Below are 22,251 nucleotides of genomic sequence, written 5' to 3' on the forward strand. Positions count from 1 at the left end.
AAGCACCCTTTTTTAACAGTTGAGTAAGAGGAATACTTCTTTTATAGTGAGTAAAATCACGATAAGGGGGTCATGTATTGCTGAGTGCATTAACTGAAAAACAAGAGATGGTTTATTTAACGCATGAATTATCCAAAGAGCGCTTGCTTGAAATACGTCAAACACAACATTTTTATTGTCCAGCATGTCATGAACAATTGGTTTTAAAAATTGGACAAGTCATGATTCCGCATTTTGCGCATCGAAAAAATGAACATTGTCAGGTTTTTTCAGAAGGAGAATCAGCACTTCATTTACAGGGGAAGTACGCATTATATCGCTGGTTACAATTTCAACATATTCCGGTATTAGTGGAACCTTATCTAAAAGCGATTCAGCAACGCCCTGATTTATTAATTCAACAACAAGATAAATACATAGCTGTTGAATTTCAATGTAGTGCTTTAACACCCAAACGTCTTACAAAAAGGAATAAAGGTTATCAACAACTAGGAATTGAACCACTCTGGATTGTCAAAGCGAAGCCGTCTTTTTATGAAGGGATTCAGTGTGTTCAATTAGCTCCTTTTTATCAACAGTTCATATTAAACCGACAACTTCTTACATTTGATGTAGAAAGAGAGCAGCTTCAAATGTATGACCATCTGATTCATATTGCAGGTCGTCGCTATCTCACCACAGCGAAAAGAACACCCATTCATCATCAGCCTTTTCCGCTGGAGTTAGTGATTCCGTTTGAACAAGAAAAAATAGCAGAACAGTGGTTGCAAGAACGTGAGCGTTATTTAGTAAATCGCTTACGCTTTAACCGTCGTGGTATTCAAGATTCCTTTTTTAAGTTGTGTTACGAGCATAAAATTATGTTGCAAGCACTACCGAATTGGATTGGTATCCCAAGTAGTGTCCAGTTATCTGTTCATCCTGTTGAATGGCAATTAGCACTGACTTGCTTCATCCGCTCAGGAGTGACACAAGATTTATCATCGCAATTGTATCATCATAATCGTACATGGCGTATTCCTGAACGAGCAATTAGGACGTATATTGACTTCGTTCAACGTGAAAATCCTACCTTATCATGGCAAGATTTAGAAATTAGTTCGATTTCCGAAGAAATTTATCGCCAATATGTTGCATTAAAGTTTGATAATTGAGAAAATGGAAAAGAACAAATAAACCAAGTATAAAGTAGGGGGTTACGCAGATGACAGAAGTGAAAAAAATGCCATTACGTCATGAAGTACCAGAAGAATTAACATGGCGTTTAGAGGATATTTTTGCGACAGTAGAAGATTGGAATACGGAATATGCAGAGGTAGAAAACTTATTAACACAAGCACCTGCATTTCAAGGTACATTAAAAGACGGTGCTGAAGCAATGTTAGCTGTTCTTCAATATCGTGATGAAGTATATACACGTTTAGGTAAGTTAAATGCGTACTCGCATATGCGTGCAGATCAAGATACAACAAATAGTGAATTCCAAGCGCTAGATAGTCGCTGTAGCTCATTAGTAGCGAAAGCAGTAACAGCACTTTCATTCTTAACACCAGAAATTCTTTCATTATCAGAAGAACAAATCGCAGACTACTTAGCAAATAATGAAGCATTACGCTTATATAAACAAGAGTTAGATGAAATTAATGAACAGCGTGCTCATGTCTTACCAGCAGAGCAAGAAGCGATTTTAGCGCAAATGGGTGAAGTGACACAATCATCTTCTAATACATTCGGTATGTTGAATAATGCTGATTTAGAGTTCCCAGTCATTAAAGACGAGAACGGGCATGATGTGCAGTTAACACATGGTAACTATGTACACTTTTTAGAGAGTGCAGATCGTTCTGTACGTGAAGCAGGATTTAAGGCGATGTACGAGACATTCGGTAAATTCAAAAATACATTCGCTTCAACACTTGCAGGGAATGTTAAAGCACATACGGTATCTGCTCGTATTCGTAAATATGATTCAGCTCGCCAAGCAGCTATGTCGAATAATCATATTCCAGAAAAAGTGTATGATCAATTAATCGAGACAGTACACAAAAATATTCATTTAATGCACCGTTATTTAAAATTACGTAAAGAAGTACTTGGCGTCGATGAACTGCACATGTGGGATGTTTATACACCACTTGTAAAAGAGACAAAGATGGACATGCCATACGAAAAAGCAACAGAGCATATGTTAAACAGCTTTGAAGCGATGGGCGATGAAATATGTAGGGATTGTTAAAGAGGCACTTGAGAATCGCTGGGTAGACGTTGTAGAGAACAAAGGGAAGCGCAGTGGAGCTTATTCTTCAGGTTCATATGGAACGAATCCGTATATTTTAATGAACTGGCAAAATAATTTAGATAATCTATATACATTGGTGCATGAATTTGGTCACTCTGTTCATAGTTACTATACACGTAACAACCAACCGGCTGTGTATGGGGATTATTCAATTTTCGTAGCAGAAGTTGCTTCAACGTGTAATGAAGAGTTACTAACAGATTATTTACTGAAAAATGTAGAAGATGAGAAATTAAAAATCTATATTTTAAATCACTGGCTAGATTCGTTCCGCGGTACAATTATTCGTCAAACAATGTTTGCGGAGTTTGAACATTTGATTCATGAAATGGACCGTAATGGTGAACCATTAACAGCAGATGCGCTATCTGAAAAATATCATGAACTGAATAAATTCTACTTCGGTGAGGATATGATTAGTGATGAAGAAATTGCATTAGAGTGGGCACGTATTCCTCACTTCTACTATAATTACTATGTATATCAATATGCGACTGGTAAATCGGCTGCGATTGCATTAAGCACACAAATTTTAAATGAAGGTCAACCAGCAGTTGAGCGTTATACAAACAACTTCTTAAAAGCAGGTTGCTCGGATACACCGATTAATGTATTACGCGCAGCAGGTGTTGATATGGAGTCTGCTGAACCAATTCAATTAGCTTTCAATCAATTTGAACGTAACTTAGAAAAATTAGAAGCATTACTTTTAGAAAAATAATGTATACTCAGTTGGTTTCACGAAGAAGTGGAACCAACTTTTTTTGATATGTATTCAAAAAACAAAGAAGTTTGAATAATACAGTCTTAAAATTACATGAACACAGAAGAAAAAAGTAGAATGAAAGATACTCTAAATAGATCATGATAAATTTTTATCTAAAAGGAAATGAAGTTATGATAAATTTCATAGAAAATAAATATACTTATTTTGGTATTTGTGAAATAAAAAGGAAGTTTATTTTGTCGGATTTTATCGGTTTTTATAAGTGTAATTTTGGTATCGCTTTCAATGTGTCTAAAATGTGAAAATAAAATAAAACCATTGCTATATAGCGATATAAGTGATAAAGTAACTAGTGTGAAATAAATCACAAACAAACATACACCCCTTTGTTTGAACGTGAACATTTCTCCCATCCCCTTTGTGAAAATGAGCGCTCTCGTAGAGTCGCTCATTTTATTTTTTTGTAATTTTTATAGATGACAAAAATTCCCTAACAAAAATTTTATTTATTTATTAATAACAAATACAGATCATAAAATATTTAATCAATCACTTAATTAGATGTTTTATGATCTGTATTATTTTTTTAAGAAAAGTAAAATAGTACAGATATGAGTAGAGTAATACAGTTTTATATAGAAACGAACGATGAATATCAACATGAAAAGAAAAAGTGTCCAAATCTTAACAGTAATCATTTGAAAACGTTTTATAAATATGTATATTCGCTTTTGAATGGTGAAAACTGTTATGAAACACATTAGGTAGAAAGAATATTTATTTAAATCCTATAAAAATAATAGCGAAAATAAAAATTGTTCATAGGAGAGTTCCTTTTTATCAACAGAAGTATTTTGGATAAATAAAAAAGAACTTCGACGTTTTGATACGTCAAAGTTCTTTTTATAATTAATATGCAGTTTTTAAGCGGAATAGCGAATGATGTTTACAATGAATGCGTTCAATCTTTTGTTGGAGTAATCGTTTTTTTAATTCACGATCAGCTGCATTTTCTGAAATGTCATAAAAACTTGCCACTTCTTCAGCCGATAATACGTGGAATTTTTTAAATAATTCTTCTAATGGTGGTGGTGGTGCTTGCACTAGTTCTTCTTCGAGTAATTCTGATAAAATTTGCTCGTAAATTTCATAAGAATAGGTTCCAGAAACTTTTAGTCCTTCATCTTCAATATTGCCATTGAAAAATACAAAGCTTGGTACTTCTTGTACATCCATCTCATGTGTAATACATAAATCACTTTGGAATGAACGCGCTGCTTCTAGCGAGCGGAAGTCTGCTTCAAATTCTTCAACATCTAATGAAACAGCTTTAGCAATTTCCGTTAAGGTATTGCATGAACGAATATTTTTTTCTTCCGTAATCTGATATTCAAAGAGTTTCATTAAAAAACGGTGCCCTACTTTTTTACCTTGCAATTCAGCTGCTTTCACAGCAATTGAAGGTAATACAGGATGTGATAAATCAACAAGTTCTTCATGGCTTGTACAGTTGTTAATACGATGACAAGCAACATTTAATGAAGACAGCTCAGTACTTAAAATAAAACGAATTGAAAAGTAATGGCCATAGTTTACTTGTAATTTACGAATAATCGCATGTAAGTCTCTGCTTTTCGGCTGAAGTAAATCAATAAATACATATAATTCGATTGGCTTACTGTAGGATGCCGGTGGTGAGACAGGGTCCGTCACTAATTGTAAATGAGTCACTCCTCCATTACCTCCTCATCTTCATCAGGTGCATTAATCATATGGTGGGCTGTTAAAACAAGGCGTTTATAATAAACTTCTCTAAATTTACCCTCTAACCCTACTTCGTCCATAGCCTCAGACATACACTCTAACCACGCTTGAGCGCGCGTAGGTGTAATTTTGAATGGCATATGGCGTGCTTTTAACATGGGATGTCCATGTTCTTCTGTATATATATTTGGACCACCTAAATACTGTGTTTGAAATTGTATTTGTTTACGAGTAGTCTCAGTAAAATCATCTGGAAAAATTGGTTTTAATATTGGATTTTGCGCTACTTTAGCATAAAAAATATGTAACATCTTATCTAAAGTCTCTGCTCCAATTTCCTCGTAAGGAATAATCGGTCTTTGAGTCATGAATCATACTCCTTTACTTGAACTATATATCTATCATATCAACTGACTTCGGATTTCTCAAACAAATGGTTTCTGAAATACGAAAAAAGGGAAAAGATTTCATTAGAACTATGTGAAAAAAGAACGAAAAATATATACTTTTTAACTGTCAGCACTCTTTTAAAAGAACACTGAATAGTCTTTTATGACTAATGGTGTAAGATTAATTTGATATTTGTCCCGTAAATAAGACAAAGTATGTAAAAAGAAAAAGAGTGTCTGAAAAAACAACACTTACATAGTATAAAACAAATAGAGAATAAGTAAATATAGGATTTTATAGAAATAAAATAGGAAGGTATGTAGAGAAGTTTATTCGCACAAAAAAAGAGACATTTTATAATGGGCATGTCTCTTTTTGTTTTAATATGTGATTATGCTTGGTAATTATTCATCACTTTTTTTACATAATTCTGTGTCTCGTTAAATGGTGGTATTCCGTTATACTTCATAACGTTCCCAGGTCCTGCATTATATGCGGCAAGCATCATTTTATAATCGCCACCGAATTTATCGAGCATCATACGTAAATATTTTGTACCGCCCATAATGTTTTGTTCAGGGTTATAAACGTCCGTTACACCTACATGAGCTGCGGTTGCAGGCATTAACTGCATCAAACCTGCTGCACCTGCATAACTTTTAACAGTTGGGTTAAAGTCAGACTCTTGCTTGATTACGGCTTTAATCATCTTTTCGGGAATGCCATAAGTTTCAGAAGCTTTCTTGATGATGTCATCATATTTTGTCTTAGGTGAGCTGCTTGATGTTGGTGCGATTGTGTCAGTCTTCGCTGCATTCGTTTGATAAGTATTCACATATTGTTGATACATATTAGCAGGATTCGTTCCGACATTATTTGCTACGCCTGATGTACCACCAAGTAAATTAGATGCAAGTGAAGCGCTCAGTGAGCTAATTAACATCGCTGTCATAGCAGATGCGTTATTTTGACTTAATGAATTTAGCCCGTTTGTTAAACCAAGTGATTGCGTTAAATTAGGTGTCGATAAACCACTCTGTGTTTGACCGCCTAAAGCTTGACTAAATAATGCTTGGAAAGAAGCATCCCCTGTAGCAGGTGAAGAACTTGCATTTGCTTGAGTACCAGATGTCATTTGAGAAAGTGCTTGTAATTGAACCATTTGCTGTAAAGCAGATACATTCATGTGACCTTACTCCTTTTTGTTTTGAATGGCTTGCATAAATCGTGCAAGCTTCTTTTTTGCTGGGCGAATTGGAATGTGAAGTGATTGTAATAGTTCTTGGAATATGAATCGACCACTTACTTCGTCTTGTACTTCATATTCTAACTCGTAGTCTTCTTGGTCGGCATATTGTGAATGATCAAACACCAATAAACCGCCTTTATACTTTATTTCGGCACGATTTGTTGAAAGTGTACCGATTTTTTGTAATTCTTTGCTGTCAATGTGTAGAGATTGTAGTCTATTTTTTACGTCACCTTCAGGGAAATCTTGAGTTCCTTGTAAAATAGCCTCTGCTTCATCTAATGTGAGAGAATCAGTCGTTTCTGTTAGTGCAATACCATTCGTTGGTTCTTTTAATGTTACTTCGTTTTTCGTCGGTGTTTGACGAATGCGAAGTCCGGATTTTAAGTGGCGAAGTGCTTGTTCTTTTGTATCAAAATAATGATTGTGTTGTAAGTGAAAAGCTTCTGGTTTTACATGGAAATGTGCGATTAATTGTTCAAATTCAGATGGTGTAAGTAAATTTTTAAATTCAATTTCTAATTCTTGCGACATAGTGGAATCATCCTTTCAAATCAGTTGTCTACGAAAAATGGAATGTTACTGTAATAATACTACTGTCTTATGATAAAATATACGAGAGATAATCGGAAGGGAAGATGACAGTGAGAAAAACGTATTTAATTCATGAAGGCTCAAATAATGAAGGAGCTATTCAGTTCACATTAACAACTGCACCAGAAGGACAGTGGCAGCCAGCGAATCGCGTCATTACAGATTCAGATGAGATGGCTTTTATTTATGTCATTGATGAAAATGATGCATTTAGTTATTTCGTATTTCAACAATCTTCGTGGGATGCATTAGTCCAAATGATTCAACAAGAACAAGATCCAGCTGTTGTCATTGGAGAAGAAGCAATCACATTAACAGGAATGTTTGAAGAATTGCAAGCATTGTTATTTAATATAGAAGGAAATTCAAATTATGGAGAAGCTTTTGTCACAGCTGTTGAAGAAGCATTCTCAGCAATTTTAGCAGAAGCCTAAGACGTTAAGGGGGTCTTGTCATGGGACAATGGGATCGATTTTTGCAGCCCTATAAACAAGCCGTAGACGAATTAAAAATTAAACTAAAAGGCATTCGTACACAATTTCAAAAGACGAATCAAACGTCACCAATCGAGTTTGTGACAGGACGTGTGAAGCCGCTCGCAAGTATTTACGATAAAACGTTAGAAAAAGGACTTGTTTTTGAGCCATCTACAAAATTAGCACATGAACTACAAGATATCGCAGGTGTTCGCATCATGTGCCAATTTGTCGATGATATTCATACGGTCATTGAGCTACTTCGTCAGCGAAATGATTTAAAGATTATAGAAGAAAAAGATTACATTACTAATGTAAAAGCAAGTGGATATCGTTCTTATCATGTAATTATTGAATATCCTGTTGCAACGATTAAAGGCGAAATGAAAATTTTAGCTGAAATTCAAATTCGTACATTGGCGATGAACTTTTGGGCATCAATTGAGCATTCATTAAATTATAAATATAAAGGTGAGTTTCCTGAAGAAATTATGAAGCGCTTGCAGTTTGCAGCAGAAGCCGCATTTCGTTTAGATGAAGAAATGTCGCTTATTCGAAATGAAATTCATGAAGCACAGCAATATTTTACAGAGTATAAAGAGTTAACGAAGCCGAACGTAGAATCTGATGAGGAGAAAGGGGATCAATCGTCATGATGAGATTCGCTATTCAATCTAGAAACGACCAAACATCAAACGAACTAGCAGAGCGAGCGATTACGCATTTAACTGATTTTGGTTTAGAATTAAATGAAGAAAAGCCGGATATTGTGTTATCAATTGGTGGAGATGGGACATTACTTCATGCATTCCATCGTTACACACATATGTTATCTGAAGTTGCTTTTGTAGGCATTCATACAGGACATTTAGGTTTTTATGCAGATTGGCAACCAGAAGAATTAGAAAAGCTAGTCATTGCGATTTCGAAAAAGGAGTTTCGTGCGATTGAATATCCGCTTCTTGAAGTGACGATTAACTATCAAAATTCAGACGAGAATTTTACATACCTTGCGCTGAATGAATCGACGGTTAAATCACCTGAAGTCACACTTGTGATGGACGTCGAATTAAATGGACGACGTTTCGAACGTTTCCGCGGAGATGGTCTTTGTGTATCAACACCGTCGGGTAGTACAGCGTATAACAAGGCGCTAGGCGGTGCGATTTTGCACCCATCATTAGAAGGTTTCCAAATTACAGAGATGGCTTCGATTAACAATCGTGTATTCCGTACAGTTGGTTCATCGCTTATTTTGCCGGCACATCATACATGTGTTTTAAAGCCCGTTCAGGCGGAAGACTTTATGGTAACGGTAGACCATGTACAATTACTACACAAAAATGTAAAATCAATACAATATCGTGTCGCAGAAGAAAAAGTACGTTTTGCTCGATTTAAAGCATTCCCATTCTGGCAACGTGTACATGATTCATTCATCGATAGCGATTTAAAGGATTAATATGACAGAACAACGATATTCGATTCAATTTCAAGCAACAAAAGAAGAGCTTCTACGCGAGGCTCTTTCTTCTTTTGGAATTTCTAAAAAAGGATTAACAGCGATTAAACATCGCGGTGGACAATTACTTGTCAATAACGAAGAAAAGACAGTGCGACATATGCTATCGGTAGGCGACCTTGTGACGATTTATTTTCCGTTAGAACAGCCGAGTGAACATATTCAACCGAGTTCAAAGTCACTCGATATTGTGTATGAAGATGCAGAAATTATCGTCTTAAATAAGCCAGAGGGACTTGCGACCATCCCTTCTTATTTACATCAGGAGGATAGTGTCGCAAGTCGTTTAGTGCATTATTTTCAGAAGAAGAACATTGCGTCAACGGTACATATTGTAAACCGTTTAGACCGTGATACTTCAGGATTAATGTGTGTTGCAAAGCACAGCTACATTCATTACATTCTATCGGAACGTCAAAAAAAGCATGAGATTCATCGTGAATATGAAGCAATTGTGGAAGGACATGTCGAGCAAGATCAGGCAGAAATTATTGCACCAATTGCTCGAAAAGAGGCGAGCATGGTGGAACGTACAGTTTCAGAGCATGGTCAATACGCACATACGGCTTATACTGTTCTAAAACGATTTACAAAAGAGGGACAGCCGATGACGCACGTTCGATTAAAGCTTTATACAGGACGTACACATCAAATTCGTGTCCATATGGCATCGATCGGTCATCCACTTGTTGGGGATGAATTATATGGTGGAAGCACAGTCTTTTTATCGCGTCAGGCGCTGCATTGTGTCTATGTATCACTTGCGCATCCGATTACGAACGAGCCGATTATATTTGAAGCTGTATTACCAGCTGAAATCGCTCAACTAAAAGGAGAGTAAATGATGAAAAAGAAAATAAGTTTACTAATTGTTAGTTTATGTCTTGTTGGGGGTGCTTTCTTCATCGCACAAAACAAGACAGCTGCTGAACCTGAAAAGAATGGCTATGAACCAGAATCCCAAGGTGACTTGATCTTTTCAATTTTGAAGTAACCAAAGAGAAGCAGAGGAATTTCCTCCGCATCTCTTTTTTTATTGATTTTTAACAGAACCGTAAGCTGTTTTGGCTTCGAATAATAAGTGAATAAAGCTTTCAAAATAAGGTACAAATTGTTCTGTTCGTAGCAATTGTAATACTTCCTCTTTTGTCGCAAAATGTGCTTCTTGCACTTCATCTTCTTGTAGTTGTAATGTGTGAACATCTACAAATGATTCAATAATATAGTAATCATCAAAACCACGTGTGAAGTTCATCGTTAATTGAGGACGCATCTCTGAAAAATCATACATAATACCAAGCTCCTCATACAATTCACGCTCCGCTGCTTGTTGGCTTGTTTCGCCTACAAGTGCTGCGCCACCGCAACTTACATCATACAGATTAGCCCAACTATTTTTAGTTTTGTGTCGTTGTTGAATAAGTAATTCACCACGTTCGTTAAAAATACAGACATGAATGACCATGTGTAAATCTTCCGGTGGAAGTGGGTCACCGCGCCTTACTTGTCGGTGTTGCTTTATACGATCTCGATTATAAATATCAAAAAATTCTTCCATGATGTTCCACCTCTCGTATTCGCACTTCTATTTTGAAATGATTACAATAATGAAAAGGGTATAACATGTAGTATAGAGGTTTCACGGTGATTTTCATAAGAAAAGGAGTTGGCACACATGGGGAATCCATTCCAGTGGGAGCATGACAAAGCCATGCAGTACAACGAAACAATTCGAAAACGTATTTTAAACTATGCATCGATTTTTGAAGTGATGCAAGATATTGTTGTAACCGATTGTCGAGAAGTTCATTCCGTCGCCATTGTTGGTGCTGGTGGAGGACAGGAACTGAGTACACTCATTGATGTTTTACCGAAAGCATGTTATTTCGCAATTGATCCATCAGAAAAAATGCTTGAACTTGCGAAATATCGTCTAATACAAGAAGGGAAAGAAGCAGATATTCAGTACATTGCAAAACCTTTCCATGAAGTAGAGGTGGATGCAGTCGATCTTATCACCTGTCATCTCGTTCTCCACTTTTTACAGACAGACGATGAAAAACGCCAATTGATTCAAGCGATTTCCGCGCGTTTAAAAGTAGGGGGTACACTATTCTTATCGAGTATAAATGGGAAGATTGGTCGTGCAGATTTTGAACAACAACTCGATGTTTGGCGTGTAGGCATGTTACGAAAAGGCGCAGCGGAGAAAGAGTGGGAGAAGTTTCGTGCGTCAATTGGCGAGCAGTTAGTGCCTATTACAGATGAAGAAGTTGTAGCATTACTCCAGCAGTACGGCTTATCACTCCTTTATCATTATGAAAAAACACATGTTATCACTGCTTCTTACTATGTGAAAATTCGATAACCATTTGAGTAAAAAATCTTATTTTATTGTGAACATAAAGTAAAGGTTCTTTTTTTATTGGCTTAACAGTTGAGAAGTAGTAGAGAGCAGTGATAGTATAGATAGTTGTGGATGTTTGAAAAAAAGGTTCACATTTTCTATTTAAAGCACTATTATTAGTAAGTGCTTTAAAAAAGGCACATTTATGAAGATTGGTTCTGATACATTTAGACTTCCTCGAAATCTAAATGAATCTTCATAAACAAATAACAAGAGCCCGAGAGGAGGGGACATGCATGATGGACGAAAAAATGGAAAAAGATGAAGTGCAATACGATGAAGAACATTTACGTGACTTGTTGCAAACAGGTGAGACAGATGCTTTTCGTGAGGAGTATTTAGCGCTGCATCCATATGATCAGGCACAGTTTTATGAGAAGGTGGGCCCAGATATACGACAGATCATCTATCAATACTTGTCCCCGAAAGAGATGTCAACGGTGTTCGAGGCTTTAGAGTTAGATGATGAAAACTACTTACCTTTCATTGATGAGATGGAAAGTACGTATGCAGCTCAGATGATTTCAGAGATGTATACGGATGACGCGGTAGACGTATTAAATGAATTAGGACAAGATCGTGTTAGCCATTTCTTAAAAATAATGGACCAAAAATCAGCGGAAGACATTCGCGATTTATTATACTACGAAGAACATACAGCAGGTTCGATTATGACGACGGAATATGTAAGTATTCCAGCGAATTCAACAGTTCGCTCTGCGATGAATATTTTGCGTAATGCAGCACCAGATGCCGAAACCATCTACTATATTTTCGTTGTGGATGATGCTAATCATTTAGTAGGCGTTATTTCTTTACGAGATTTAATTATTGCAACAGAAGATACACTCATTCACGATATTATGAATGAGCGTGTCGTAAGTGTGAATGTAACGGATGACCAAGAAGATGTTGCACAAGTAATGAAAGACTATAACTTCTTAGCAGTTCCCGTTATTAATTCACAAGGTGAAATGCTTGGAATTATTACAGTCGATGATATTATCGACGTTATCGATGAAGAGGCGAGTGAAGACTACTCAAAACTGGCCGGTGTTTCGGATATGGATACATTCGATACGAATCCATTCCAAGCGGCTAAAAAGCGTTTACCATGGCTTGTAATTTTACTATTATTAGGTATGTTAACAGCGAATTTAATTGATTTATTCACCGTTACATTAGAAAAAGTAGCTTTACTGGCTGCTTTCATTCCACTAATTGGCGGTACTTCAGGTAATAGTGGTACACAAGCATTAGCGGTAGCTGTACGCGGTATTGCGACAGGTGATGTAGAAGAAGAAAGTAAGATGAAGTTATTAGTGCGTGAAGGTTTAACAGGTGTCATTATGGGAATTGTTTGTGGGATTGTAGCCTTTTTAATCGTCTATTTATGGCAAAGTGAAGCGCTACTTGGTTTATTAGTTGCAACAGCGATTGCTTGTTCAATCTTTGTCGCAACAGTAGCAGGTTCGATTATTCCATTATTAATGCATCGTTTAAAAATTGACCCAGCAGTAGCTTCTGGTCCATTCATTACAACATTAAATGATATTACATCCATCTTAATTTATTTAGGTATTGCGACTGTATTTATCGATAGATTAATGTAATCAAAAAAGTGGAGAGTCGCAATAGCTTGCGATTCTTCACTTTTTTATATTAAAGGTTGAAAACACAGAAAATTTAATTCTTCATGTGTTAAAAATATAATAATCGGGTATTAGTTTGTAAGAAGGAGGAGATAGGTATGGGCTATATTCTACCAATTACACCGTATCAGTCTATACAATATGCGAACATTCAAAGGGCTAGTTTGTCAGAACCTTATGGACAAATTATGGCTGTAGAGATAGTTCGAAAGCAAACACGTTCTGAAAAAAGTCGTGAGCGAACTATGGATCGTATTTTTGAAGAGACGGAAAGAGAGACGGAACGTGAACAGGATGTATTACCGTTTCCGCCTATGAAACCTGTGCTTATTAAAAAACCTGAAGAAAAAACAATTGCTGAAATTACAGGGAAGGGATACATTGTGAGTACCTATGCTTAATATAAATGAATATGCGAAAAAATAAGCATGCCGTGGACACTGAAAAGTGTACATGACATGCTTATTTGTTTTATAAACGTTTTTCCATTGCGCGATATGGAATACCACCATCAATAAATTCAGGTGATGTCACATGATAGTCCATTTTCTCATAAAAAGGAACTGCATGTGTCTGTGCGAAGATTTTAATCGTTTGGATATGGACTGACTCTGGAAGTTGTGTGACGTAACCTTCTAATTTTTGCATCATACGTACACCCACTTGTTGTCTTCTGAAAGCAGGTAATACGCAAATGCGGTCGACTTTTGCGATTGATGAATCAATCAGACGGACGCGACCAGCAGCAATCGGTTGTCCTTCGTGGTAGGCAACAATGTGCTGAGATTCATCATCATATTCATCGCGTTCTAAAGGAAGAGGAATTCCCTGTTCCTTTACAAATACTTCTTGTCGAACAAAGAACGCATCTTCCAATTCTTTATCTGTATGAACCAGTGTAACGGTAATGTTTGTTACCATGAATTAGTCCTTTTGTAGACGGAATGTTTCGTACACAGTCCAAGAGCCATTTTCAAGTTGATAAAGTAAGTGAATGCGATCAATTTCTTCAGAGAAATTGATTTGTGTCATACGTAATTGTCCATAAATATCTTCTAATTCATCTGCTGTAATACCTTGTGCTAACGTAATATGAGGTACATATTGATACTGTGCAGGTCCACCGAAGTCTTCAACATGTAGTGCTTTGTTTAAATCATAAAGTGCTTCATCTGCATCTACTTTTAAATAGATGACATTATTAATCGGTTTAAACGTACCCACTTTTGGAACGGATATATGAAATGCCTTTGCATCTTTTGTTACATCAAATAAACGATTCGCTACTTCTTTTAGTCCTGCTTCATCCGTCTCTACTTCCCCGCGAAGCGTAATGTGAGGTGGAATTTGAGCGTAGTGTGAATCGTAACGCATGCGATAACCATTTGCAAAATCTTGAACTTCCTTAGAAGGAAAAGCAACAATACCATATTTCATAATAACTACCTCCATTAACATATTTATATAGTTAGTATAGCAAATGATGAAGGAAAATAGCTGAAATGCGACACACTATTTATGAAAAATTCGCATAATCGCATTTGGAAGGTCTGGTTTCCACGTTTTCCAGGTATGATTTCCTTCTAATTCGACATAATTATAATCAATTTTTCGTTGATGAAGTGCATTTTTTAATGTACGGTTTGGAGTTAAAAAGTCTTTAATCTGTCCATCTTTTGTATGTACTTCATATTCTCCTGTACCAATTGCATGATAAATATGATAATCAATACCTTCTGGAATATTTTGAACATAATGAAGCACTTCATCTGTAATCTGAGGTGAATGTAAAATGGCTTGTTGGAAAACTTCTGGGTAACGAATTAAACCAAGTAATGATACAGTTGCAGCTTGAGAGTCACCCATTAAAATATGTTCATCTGCTACATCGGATACAGCGTAATGTTCTTGTAAATAAGGTATCAATTCATGTGCTAAAAAAGTAAGGTAAGCTTCATGTTTTTTACCGCTTGGCATATATTTTTCACGTCTGTCTTCTACACTTTTATAAGGAATACCCACAACGACATGTTCATCAATATCACCATCTTCAATTTTTTCGTCTAAAATACGCGAAAGACTACCTAGTTGAAAATAATCATTGCCATCTGAAGCAATAGCTACAGGATATGACAACATTGGTGTGAAATCAGCTGGTGTATAAATTAATAACTTTAATTCCTCTTGTAAAGCGTCACTAAAAAATAATTCGGTCGTAATAGAACCCATATCCTAAAAAGCACTCCTTTAATAATTTGTAGGGAAATTGTATCATAGAAGAAGATGACTTTCATCAAGTTCAGATTAACAAGAGAGAAGGTAATAGAAATGAACCGAAAACAACCTGTTTTATCGGCAGACGTATCCATCGCTGCACGTGCAGCACTAGAACGTCGTGGTGTTACACTAATGGATATCGCAGAAATTGTATATGAGATGCAATATACATATAATGAAGGATTAACATTAGAACGCTGTGTAGAGGCAGTAGATAAAGTACTTCGAAAACGTGAAATTCAATATGCATTATTAGTAGGTATTGAATTAGATGAACTAGCTGAGAAAAAGCAATTATCACAACCACTACAACAAATTATTGAAACAGACGAAGGGTTGTTTGGTGTAGATGAAACTATCGCACTTGGCGCTGTTTTAACATATGGTAGTATTGGTGTAACAACGTATGGACATTTGGATAAACATAAAATTGGTGTTATTAAAAAATTAGATACAAAAGCAGGAGAAGGCGTGCATACATTTTTAGATGATTTAGTTGGTGCCATTGCAGCAGCTGCTTCATCTCGTTTAGCGCATCGTATTCGCGATGAAGAAGAAGCCGCTCTTCTTATTATGGAGTAACGTTCGTGTTGTTCATTGTGATTAGTATTATTATTCTACTCATGATTGTTGTGGTGTATATGCGTAAGCTAGCACCACAGCAAGAACAATACATCATTGGTGAAAAAGTAGAAGTCGTTAGCGTGATGGATGGCGATACAATGAAAGTGCGTTATAACGGACAAATAAAAAAAGTGCGTTTTTTATTAATTGATACACCAGAAATGTACCACAAGCGTATTGGAGAGCAGCCTTTTGCAAGAGAAGCACAACAGTTAAGTCGTATACTCATACAAAATGCACAAGTTGTCTCTATTATGTTTGATCGGAATGAAGAGAGAGAAGATCGCTATGGTCGTTTACTTGCATATGTCTATGCGGATGGACAGTCCATACAAGAATTATTACTTCGTTCAGGTTATGCTAGAGTGGGGTATGTTTATACCAAACAAGCACAATATGTCGATGAATTTTATGCCTTTCAAGAAGAAGCAAAACAGGCGAAAAGGGGAATTTGGCGATATGCAGGTTATGTAACAAAGAAGGGATTTCATGCAGAGGCGATTCCGCATTGGCAACCTGGGAAACAGGTAGAATCCGTTCAATTAGTAACAGAACCTAATTTATTAGCACATCAGATTAAAGGAAATATTAATCCGAAGGGCGAAAAGAGATATTATAAGCCAGGCGATCCAAATTATGATCAGGTGAACCCTGAACAATTATTTATGTCTGAAGAAGAGGCGAAGGCGGCAGGGTTTATTCGCGTTTTTCGTCCTTAATCAAGGGAATGGACAAAGGGGTGAAAGAATGACGAAAATTTATATTGCAAGACATGGTGAGACAGATTGGAATCGAGCTGGAAAATTACAAGGTGCAACCGATGTACCTTTAAATGAAGAGGGGCGTAAACAAGCAGTAGCATGCGGTAAGTTTTTTGAAGACATTGCCATTCAAGCAATTTTTACAAGCCCACTACAACGTGCAAGTGAAACAGCGAAAATCATTAATGAACAATTACATCTTCCATTAATCCAAATTGATGCTTTTCGTGAGCGAACATTTGGAGCGGCAGAAGGGATGACTTATGAAGAACGCTCTAAAGTGTACCCGCGAAAAAATTATCCGAATCAAGAAAGTTTTAAAGCGTTTCGAAAAAGATTAGTACGTGGATTACAAGAAATTTATGAAGCTTATCCAGATGAAGATGTCGCATTAATTGCACATGGTGCAGTCATTCATACATTATTTCAAATTGTTCAAAATGCGGATTTCTTTCCACAACATGCGCGTTTATCGAATGGTGGCGTAAGTACGATTTATTCAAAAGGTGGCGAATGGTGGTTAGAAGCTTATAATGATACACATCATTTACCTGAAAATACTATATAGTTATAAAGAGTTCAAATGTTCTTGAAATATAATATTTGAACTCTTTTTTAACGATATAAAGCCAATTTTTAATGTAAATTATGAATATTTTGTAAATTTTAAAATTGATAAAATCATGTACTTAAAAAGAAAAAATGCTATTTTAATAAAAAAAAATCATTTTTGTGAACGCTTTTGTTACAGTAATGTAAATATTCCATTAAGTAATGTAAATTTCAGCGTTTTTTATCTAAAAAATTGTTAATATGATGGAGAAATACAAGCAAGACTAAACACATATATGTTTTCAGGAGGAATTTATGTTTAATCGTAAAAAAGATGATCCGTTTTTCAATATTTTGTTAAAGATTGCTGAGAATGTGCAAGTAGCCATGCACTATGCAAATGATTTCCGAATCAACTCGTTAGAAGATTTAGCAGAAATCAGCGTACAAATGAAAAAATATGAAACAGACGGAGATAAATTAATTCACGAATTAATCGTTATGTTAAATAAATCGTTCATGACACCTATTGAACGTGAAGATATTTTAGCTCTAGCTAATAGTATGGATGATGTGTTAGATGGAATGGAAGAATGTATCGCACACTTTGATATGTTCTCGTTAGTAGACATTGACGATTCAATGAATACATTCATGAGTTATATTATGTTATCATCTGATGAAATCGTAAAAGCAATGCAAAAACTACAAATGAAAAAATTAGTAGATATGCGTGAAAATGCGATTCTAATTAAAGATTACGAAAGCAAATGTGATGATGTACTACGTGTATCAATCAAACAACTATTCTTACACGAACAAGATCCAATTCGAATTATTATGTTCAAAGATATTTACGAACAATTAGAAGATATCGCGGATGATTGCCAAACCGTTGCAAACACGATGGAAACAATCATTATGCGAAATGCATAGGTAGGACGGTAAACTATGGATACAATTGTTATTTTAACCATACTCGTTGTCATCTTTGCATTAGCATTTGATTTTATTAATGGTTTCCATGATACAGCGAATGCGATTGCGACATCTGTCTCGACGCGTGCTTTAAAACCAAAAACAGCTGTATTAATGGCTGCAATTATGAACTTTGTTGGTGCGATTACTTTCGTAGGGGTAGCCAAAGCGATTACCAAAGATATTGTCGATCCATTTACTTTAGGGAATGGTACACTTGTTATTTTAGCAGCGCTTATCTCAGCGATTGCTTGGAACTTAATTACATGGTACTTCGGTATCCCATCAAGTTCTTCACATGCAATTATCGGTTCGATTGCAGGGGCAGCAGTTGCAGCTGGTGGTTGGGCAATTTTAAACTATGAAGGATTTATTAAAATCCTTCAAGCATTAATTCTATCACCATTCATTGCAATTACAGTCGGTTTCCTTGTGATGAGTCTATTTAAAATTTTGTTTAAAAACTTTAATCTGTATAAAACAAATAAAGGCTTCCGTTCTGTTCAAATTGGTACAGCGGCTTTACAAGCATTCACACATGGTACGAATGATGCGCAAAAAGCAATGGGTATTATCACAATGGCTTTAATTGCAGCTGGTTGGCAAACAACAGATGAAGTACAAGGTTGGGTTCGTTTTGCCTGTGCTTTAGCAATGGGTCTAGGTACATCAATTGGTGGTTATAAAATTATTAAAACAGTTGGTGGTAAGATCATGAAAATTCGTCCAGTAAATGGTGTAGCAGCTGACTTATCTTCTGCTTCAATCATCTTTGGTGCGACATTAATTCACTTACCAGTATCAACAACACATGTTATTTCTTCTGCAATCATGGGTGTTGGTGCAGCGCAACGTGTAAAAGGTGTTAAATGGGGTGTAGCACGTAAAATTGTTTTAACGTGGATTATTACGTTACCAATTTCAGCACTATTTGCAGGCGTAGTTTATTTTATATTAGACATGTTCTTCTAAATTTATATGATATGAGGCTAGGAATTTTCCTAAGCCTCTTTTTTATTTTAGACATCTGATTGACACATTCACGTTATAAAGTATGAATTGTACAGGTCATGTACAATGTATAAAGAAAGGGGTTCGTTATGTCCATTTTACTTGATTCGATTCAATCGAATGCATTTTTAAGTCAGTTGTTACAAACGTCATCTACGTCAACTGCTGATTCAACATCGTTTTCTGTTTCAACAGAAGGAACTACAGACTTTGCTGAGTTGTTATTAAAGCAATTAAGTAGCGTGACAACTTCTAATGATTCAAGTGCCCTCCAACAACAACTTGTCCAATTAGAAGAACAACTTGGTCAAACAACACAAACACAAAGTACAACAACAAATGCAACAAAAGAATTGATTCAGTTAATGACAGCTACAGCACAACTTGCGATGATACAGACGCTTGCATCGCAAACAGATTCATCTTCTTCGTCCAAAGAAGATGAGGCAGTTGAAAATACTGCACAGTCTAATCCAGTAGCCACTCAGTCGGCTGCTCTAAACCAAACATCGCTTTTTTAATTCATTTTAGATTTCTCCCAATCTAAATAAAAAAACGAATTGTACATTCAATTGTACAGTTCGTTTTTTCATGTAGACAAAATAAAAAGAGCGGGGGCTCATCAAACTTTCCCCGCTCATCTTGAAGTCTTTTTCCAGCAATCCGTGCTGTTATGAAAAAGACTTTTGTTATTCTACAAGAGAATAACGATAGGTTTGGCACCTAGTAATTCATTATACGTGTTTTTAATAAATTGTCTAGCATTCATTTTGCTAATGGAATAAACCAGATTCTTTTGACTTTTTGAGTAGATGTGCAGTTCCACGATTAACAGGATTTTTGAACAGAGCACCAATGATTAAGAATGCAACTGCAATCCCAATAAGAACAGTCATATCTAATGCGACCTTTGACCAAATAATACCTGCCACAGCTTCACGTACCATTTCAATTGCATAGGTGAAAGGAAGGAAAGGATTAATGATTTGGAAGAATTTTGGTAGTAATACAACTGGATATGTTCCGCCAGCACCTGCTAATTGTAGAACGAGTAATACAATGGAAAGTGCCTTTCCGACATTATTAAATAGTGATACAAGTGTATAAACAATTGTCATGAATACCATACTAATGAATACACAGAACAAGATAAAGAATAATGGTGAAACAGGTTGAACACCGATAATTAAAATTGTACCGCTCGACATAACGAGCGCTTGACAAATACCAATCACCCAGAAAATTAATAATTTACCGAAGTAAATCTCGCTATATTTATAGTTTTCTGGTTTTTTTACATTGACACTTAGGAGGGACATGAGTAAGAGTCCACCTACCCAAAGTGAAAGAACACCGTAGAATGGCGTCATACCAGTTCCATAATTCTTAACAGGGAATACAGCATTTTCTTTTAATTTAATTGGTTCTTCAAAGAAAGATTTTTCTTTATTTGGATTGTTTAATAATAGTTTAATTAATTTATTTATATCCACTTTGTCATCGAACTGACGAAGCTTCCCTGCGAGTTCATCCACTTTCGATTTTAAAAATGGATATTTTCCAAGTGCATCGTTTAAAGCAGTCTGTCCAGTATTAACATAACCACTTGTTTCATCTAAAACAGATTGTGCTTTTGGTAATGATACTTGTAATTCTGTCAACATACTTTGTGCTTGTGTTAATGTTTGCTTTGCATTTGCAAGTTCTTTTTTGATATCCGGAGAAATCGTATTTTGATAAGAACGAATAAATTGATTCATTTCGGAAGTAATACGTTGTGCTAAAGCATCTAATTCTTTTTGAGCAGTTTGAATGTTATTTTTAGCTGTGCTTACATCTGCATCAAGTGTACGAATATTACGTTGTGTACTTTGTAAACTTGCTTTTGTCGCGCGAATGTCCTTAATAGCAGGTGTTAAAGTAGCATTTGCTTCGTTTAACTTGTTCGCTTGGTTGAATCGTTTGATGGTCAAAAGTGCGCTCTCGATTGAAGTTAACCGATTAATGGATTGTGTTGTTTGTTCCATAATTGCATTTTGCTTTTGGACAAGTCCAGATGTATCAATAGACCTTTGTTCAATCGTCTTTCGAATATTACGTATTTCTTGCATGGCGCTTTGTAATGTTTTTAAATCCTGTTCAATACGAGGCTCTAAAGTATCCATCGCTTTTTGAGCAGTTGTTACATATGTCATGGCCGTAGTAACTGTATTTAAGCCCTCAGTTGTTGTTTGTGCAGCCTCAGGTATTTTCGCTTTGGCTTCTTTTAACATTTGATCAGCAGTATTGGCAGTCTTTTTAGCACCTAATAATTCTTTATGAATACCTGGTAAGTCTTTTTCAAGTTGAAAAATGAATTTTTCAAAGTTTTGAATATCAGGTAAGTTTTTTTGAATGTCAATTCCTAATTTGTTATAAAGTTCGAAAATAGTCCCATTAACTGTTCCAACGAATTTGCTACTCATGGTCGTAACAAGCATAGAAGCTCCACGATCTGTAATTTTAGGTGCGATGGAATTAATTTTTTCATTCACATAGTACTCCATTTGAGCTTTTTGAGGAGAGTCATTTGTGATGGTACTTAACTTTTTCGAAAAGTCTTTAGGAACGACGATAACAGCAAATAAATCCCCATTTCTTAATTCGTCCATAGCCTTATCTTTATTTAAAAATTGCCAATCCATTTCTTTATTTTTCTTTAGGTTGGCTACAAGGTCATCCCCTGCTCTGACAGATTGATTCTCAATCTTGCCTCCTTCATCCTCATTGACAATACCTACAGGGATATTCTTAGTATTGCCATAAGGGTCCCAGGATGCAGCAATGTTTAACCATGCATATAGCGATGGAAGAACGATTAAACCGACAATAATAGCGGCTGAAACCCAATTAGTTAGTAAGTGGTGCATATCATTTTTAAAGATTCCCCAAATTTTTTTCATACGAATCCCCCTTTGTAAAAATTTAC

Annotated in this window: 24 protein-coding genes and 1 pseudogene; 16 read left to right on the forward strand and 9 right to left on the reverse strand. The window is 35.8% G+C overall.

Annotated features, from left to right (window positions below; all coding sequences use genetic code 11):
- The first annotated feature begins 77 nt into the window (after positions 1-77).
- Entirely contained in the window at positions 78-1,154 is a 1,077-nt protein-coding gene (locus tag QN089_RS02705; protein ID WP_285215920.1) for a competence protein CoiA, read from the forward strand.
- Positions 1,155-1,204: 50 nt separating this feature from the next.
- Positions 1,205-3,020: pseudogene (pepF, locus tag QN089_RS02710) on the forward strand (oligoendopeptidase F).
- 915 nt (positions 3,021-3,935) lie between these two features.
- Here pepF and QN089_RS02715 read toward each other — a convergent pair.
- The 4 genes from QN089_RS02715 to QN089_RS02730 all read right to left on the reverse strand — a co-directional run bounded on the left by QN089_RS02715 (position 3,936) and on the right by QN089_RS02730 (position 6,963).
- Positions 3,936-4,757: a DsbA family protein gene (locus QN089_RS02715; protein ID WP_121175811.1), complete on the reverse strand. Its 822-nt coding sequence runs from the start codon at positions 4,755-4,757 to the stop codon at positions 3,936-3,938.
- On the reverse strand, positions 4,754-5,158 hold the full coding sequence (locus QN089_RS02720; RefSeq protein WP_068455398.1) for a globin domain-containing protein: 405 nt from the start codon (positions 5,156-5,158) through the stop codon (positions 4,754-4,756). The genes QN089_RS02715 and QN089_RS02720 overlap by 4 nt, the downstream gene beginning before the upstream one ends.
- Before the next feature lie 413 nt (positions 5,159-5,571).
- Complete coding sequence (locus tag QN089_RS02725) at positions 5,572-6,366, reverse strand: lytic transglycosylase domain-containing protein (RefSeq protein WP_285215921.1); 795 nt, start codon at positions 6,364-6,366, stop codon at positions 5,572-5,574.
- A 6-nt stretch (positions 6,367-6,372) separates the two neighbouring features.
- Entirely contained in the window at positions 6,373-6,963 is a 591-nt protein-coding gene (locus tag QN089_RS02730; protein WP_068455392.1) for a CYTH domain-containing protein, read from the reverse strand.
- A gap of 104 nt (positions 6,964-7,067) precedes the next feature.
- Between QN089_RS02730 and QN089_RS02735 the strand changes: the two genes are divergently transcribed.
- Genes QN089_RS02735 through QN089_RS02755 form a run of 5 tightly spaced genes read left to right on the forward strand, consistent with a single transcriptional unit; the run spans position 7,068 to position 10,015 of the window.
- On the forward strand, positions 7,068-7,457 hold the full coding sequence (locus QN089_RS02735) for a UPF0738 family protein (protein ID WP_068455389.1): 390 nt from the start codon (positions 7,068-7,070) through the stop codon (positions 7,455-7,457).
- A 20-nt stretch (positions 7,458-7,477) separates the two neighbouring features.
- A complete protein-coding gene (gene yjbM / locus QN089_RS02740; RefSeq protein WP_068455387.1) occupies positions 7,478-8,155 on the forward strand; it encodes a GTP diphosphokinase in 678 nt (225 codons plus the stop codon).
- On the forward strand, positions 8,155-8,961 hold the full coding sequence (locus QN089_RS02745) for an NAD kinase (protein WP_068457533.1): 807 nt from the start codon (positions 8,155-8,157) through the stop codon (positions 8,959-8,961). Before yjbM ends, QN089_RS02745 begins: the two co-directional genes overlap by 1 nt.
- A gap of 1 nt (position 8,962) precedes the next feature.
- On the forward strand, positions 8,963-9,862 hold the full coding sequence (locus QN089_RS02750; RefSeq protein ID WP_068455385.1) for an RluA family pseudouridine synthase: 900 nt from the start codon (positions 8,963-8,965) through the stop codon (positions 9,860-9,862).
- Between the two features lie 3 nt (positions 9,863-9,865).
- Entirely contained in the window at positions 9,866-10,015 is a 150-nt protein-coding gene (locus QN089_RS02755) for a hypothetical protein (RefSeq protein WP_285215922.1), read from the forward strand.
- A gap of 39 nt (positions 10,016-10,054) precedes the next feature.
- On the opposite strand, the gene QN089_RS02760 is transcribed toward QN089_RS02755, so the two are convergent.
- Positions 10,055-10,579: an NUDIX hydrolase gene (locus QN089_RS02760; RefSeq protein WP_068455383.1), complete on the reverse strand. Its 525-nt coding sequence runs from the start codon at positions 10,577-10,579 to the stop codon at positions 10,055-10,057.
- 117 nt (positions 10,580-10,696) lie between these two features.
- Here QN089_RS02760 and QN089_RS02765 point away from each other — a divergent pair, with 117 nt between their 5' ends.
- From QN089_RS02765 to QN089_RS02775, 3 genes are all read left to right on the forward strand, one after another.
- On the forward strand, positions 10,697-11,389 hold the full coding sequence (locus tag QN089_RS02765; protein ID WP_285215923.1) for a class I SAM-dependent methyltransferase: 693 nt from the start codon (positions 10,697-10,699) through the stop codon (positions 11,387-11,389).
- A 275-nt stretch (positions 11,390-11,664) separates the two neighbouring features.
- Positions 11,665-13,041, forward strand: coding sequence for a magnesium transporter (gene mgtE, locus QN089_RS02770; protein ID WP_068455379.1), 1,377 nt, complete (start codon positions 11,665-11,667; stop codon positions 13,039-13,041).
- 137 nt (positions 13,042-13,178) lie between these two features.
- Positions 13,179-13,481, forward strand: coding sequence for a hypothetical protein (locus QN089_RS02775; protein ID WP_068455376.1), 303 nt, complete (start codon positions 13,179-13,181; stop codon positions 13,479-13,481).
- Between the two features lie 70 nt (positions 13,482-13,551).
- Here QN089_RS02775 and QN089_RS02780 read toward each other — a convergent pair whose 3' ends face one another.
- The 3 genes from QN089_RS02780 to QN089_RS02790 all read right to left on the reverse strand — a co-directional run bounded on the left by QN089_RS02780 (position 13,552) and on the right by QN089_RS02790 (position 15,309).
- On the reverse strand, positions 13,552-14,001 hold the full coding sequence (locus QN089_RS02780) for a GNAT family N-acetyltransferase (protein WP_068455373.1): 450 nt from the start codon (positions 13,999-14,001) through the stop codon (positions 13,552-13,554).
- Positions 14,002-14,004: 3 nt separating this feature from the next.
- A complete protein-coding gene (locus tag QN089_RS02785) occupies positions 14,005-14,517 on the reverse strand; it encodes a 2'-5' RNA ligase family protein (RefSeq protein WP_068455371.1) in 513 nt (170 codons plus the stop codon).
- A gap of 75 nt (positions 14,518-14,592) precedes the next feature.
- On the reverse strand, positions 14,593-15,309 hold the full coding sequence (locus tag QN089_RS02790) for an alpha/beta hydrolase (protein WP_068455368.1): 717 nt from the start codon (positions 15,307-15,309) through the stop codon (positions 14,593-14,595).
- 99 nt (positions 15,310-15,408) lie between these two features.
- Here QN089_RS02790 and QN089_RS02795 point away from each other — a divergent pair, with 99 nt between their 5' ends.
- The 6 genes from QN089_RS02795 to QN089_RS02820 all read left to right on the forward strand — a co-directional run bounded on the left by QN089_RS02795 (position 15,409) and on the right by QN089_RS02820 (position 19,804).
- Positions 15,409-15,939, forward strand: coding sequence for a phosphatidylglycerophosphatase A family protein (locus tag QN089_RS02795; RefSeq protein ID WP_068455365.1), 531 nt, complete (start codon positions 15,409-15,411; stop codon positions 15,937-15,939).
- A gap of 5 nt (positions 15,940-15,944) precedes the next feature.
- Positions 15,945-16,700: a thermonuclease family protein gene (locus QN089_RS02800; RefSeq protein WP_068455362.1), complete on the forward strand. Its 756-nt coding sequence runs from the start codon at positions 15,945-15,947 to the stop codon at positions 16,698-16,700.
- A 28-nt stretch (positions 16,701-16,728) separates the two neighbouring features.
- Positions 16,729-17,310, forward strand: coding sequence for a histidine phosphatase family protein (locus QN089_RS02805; protein ID WP_068455359.1), 582 nt, complete (start codon positions 16,729-16,731; stop codon positions 17,308-17,310).
- A 299-nt stretch (positions 17,311-17,609) separates the two neighbouring features.
- Positions 17,610-18,230, forward strand: a complete 621-nt coding sequence (locus tag QN089_RS02810) for a DUF47 domain-containing protein (protein WP_068455357.1) — start codon at positions 17,610-17,612, stop codon at positions 18,228-18,230.
- Positions 18,231-18,245: 15 nt separating this feature from the next.
- The gene (locus QN089_RS02815) at positions 18,246-19,244 is read left to right on the forward strand and encodes an inorganic phosphate transporter (protein WP_068455354.1); all 999 of its coding nucleotides are present in this window, start codon (positions 18,246-18,248) and stop codon (positions 19,242-19,244) included.
- Positions 19,245-19,372: 128 nt separating this feature from the next.
- Positions 19,373-19,804 carry a hypothetical protein gene (locus QN089_RS02820; protein ID WP_068455351.1) on the forward strand — a complete coding sequence of 144 codons (432 nt, stop codon included), beginning with the start codon at positions 19,373-19,375 and terminating at the stop codon, positions 19,802-19,804.
- 252 nt (positions 19,805-20,056) lie between these two features.
- On the opposite strand, the gene QN089_RS02825 is transcribed toward QN089_RS02820, so the two are convergent.
- Positions 20,057-22,225, reverse strand: a complete 2,169-nt coding sequence (locus QN089_RS02825; protein WP_068455348.1) for a YhgE/Pip domain-containing protein — start codon at positions 22,223-22,225, stop codon at positions 20,057-20,059.
- Positions 22,226-22,251 lie beyond the last annotated feature (26 nt).

Source organism: Kurthia sp. YJT4, assembly GCF_030219945.1.
Lineage (GTDB): Bacteria > Bacillota > Bacilli > Bacillales_A > Planococcaceae > Kurthia > Kurthia gibsonii.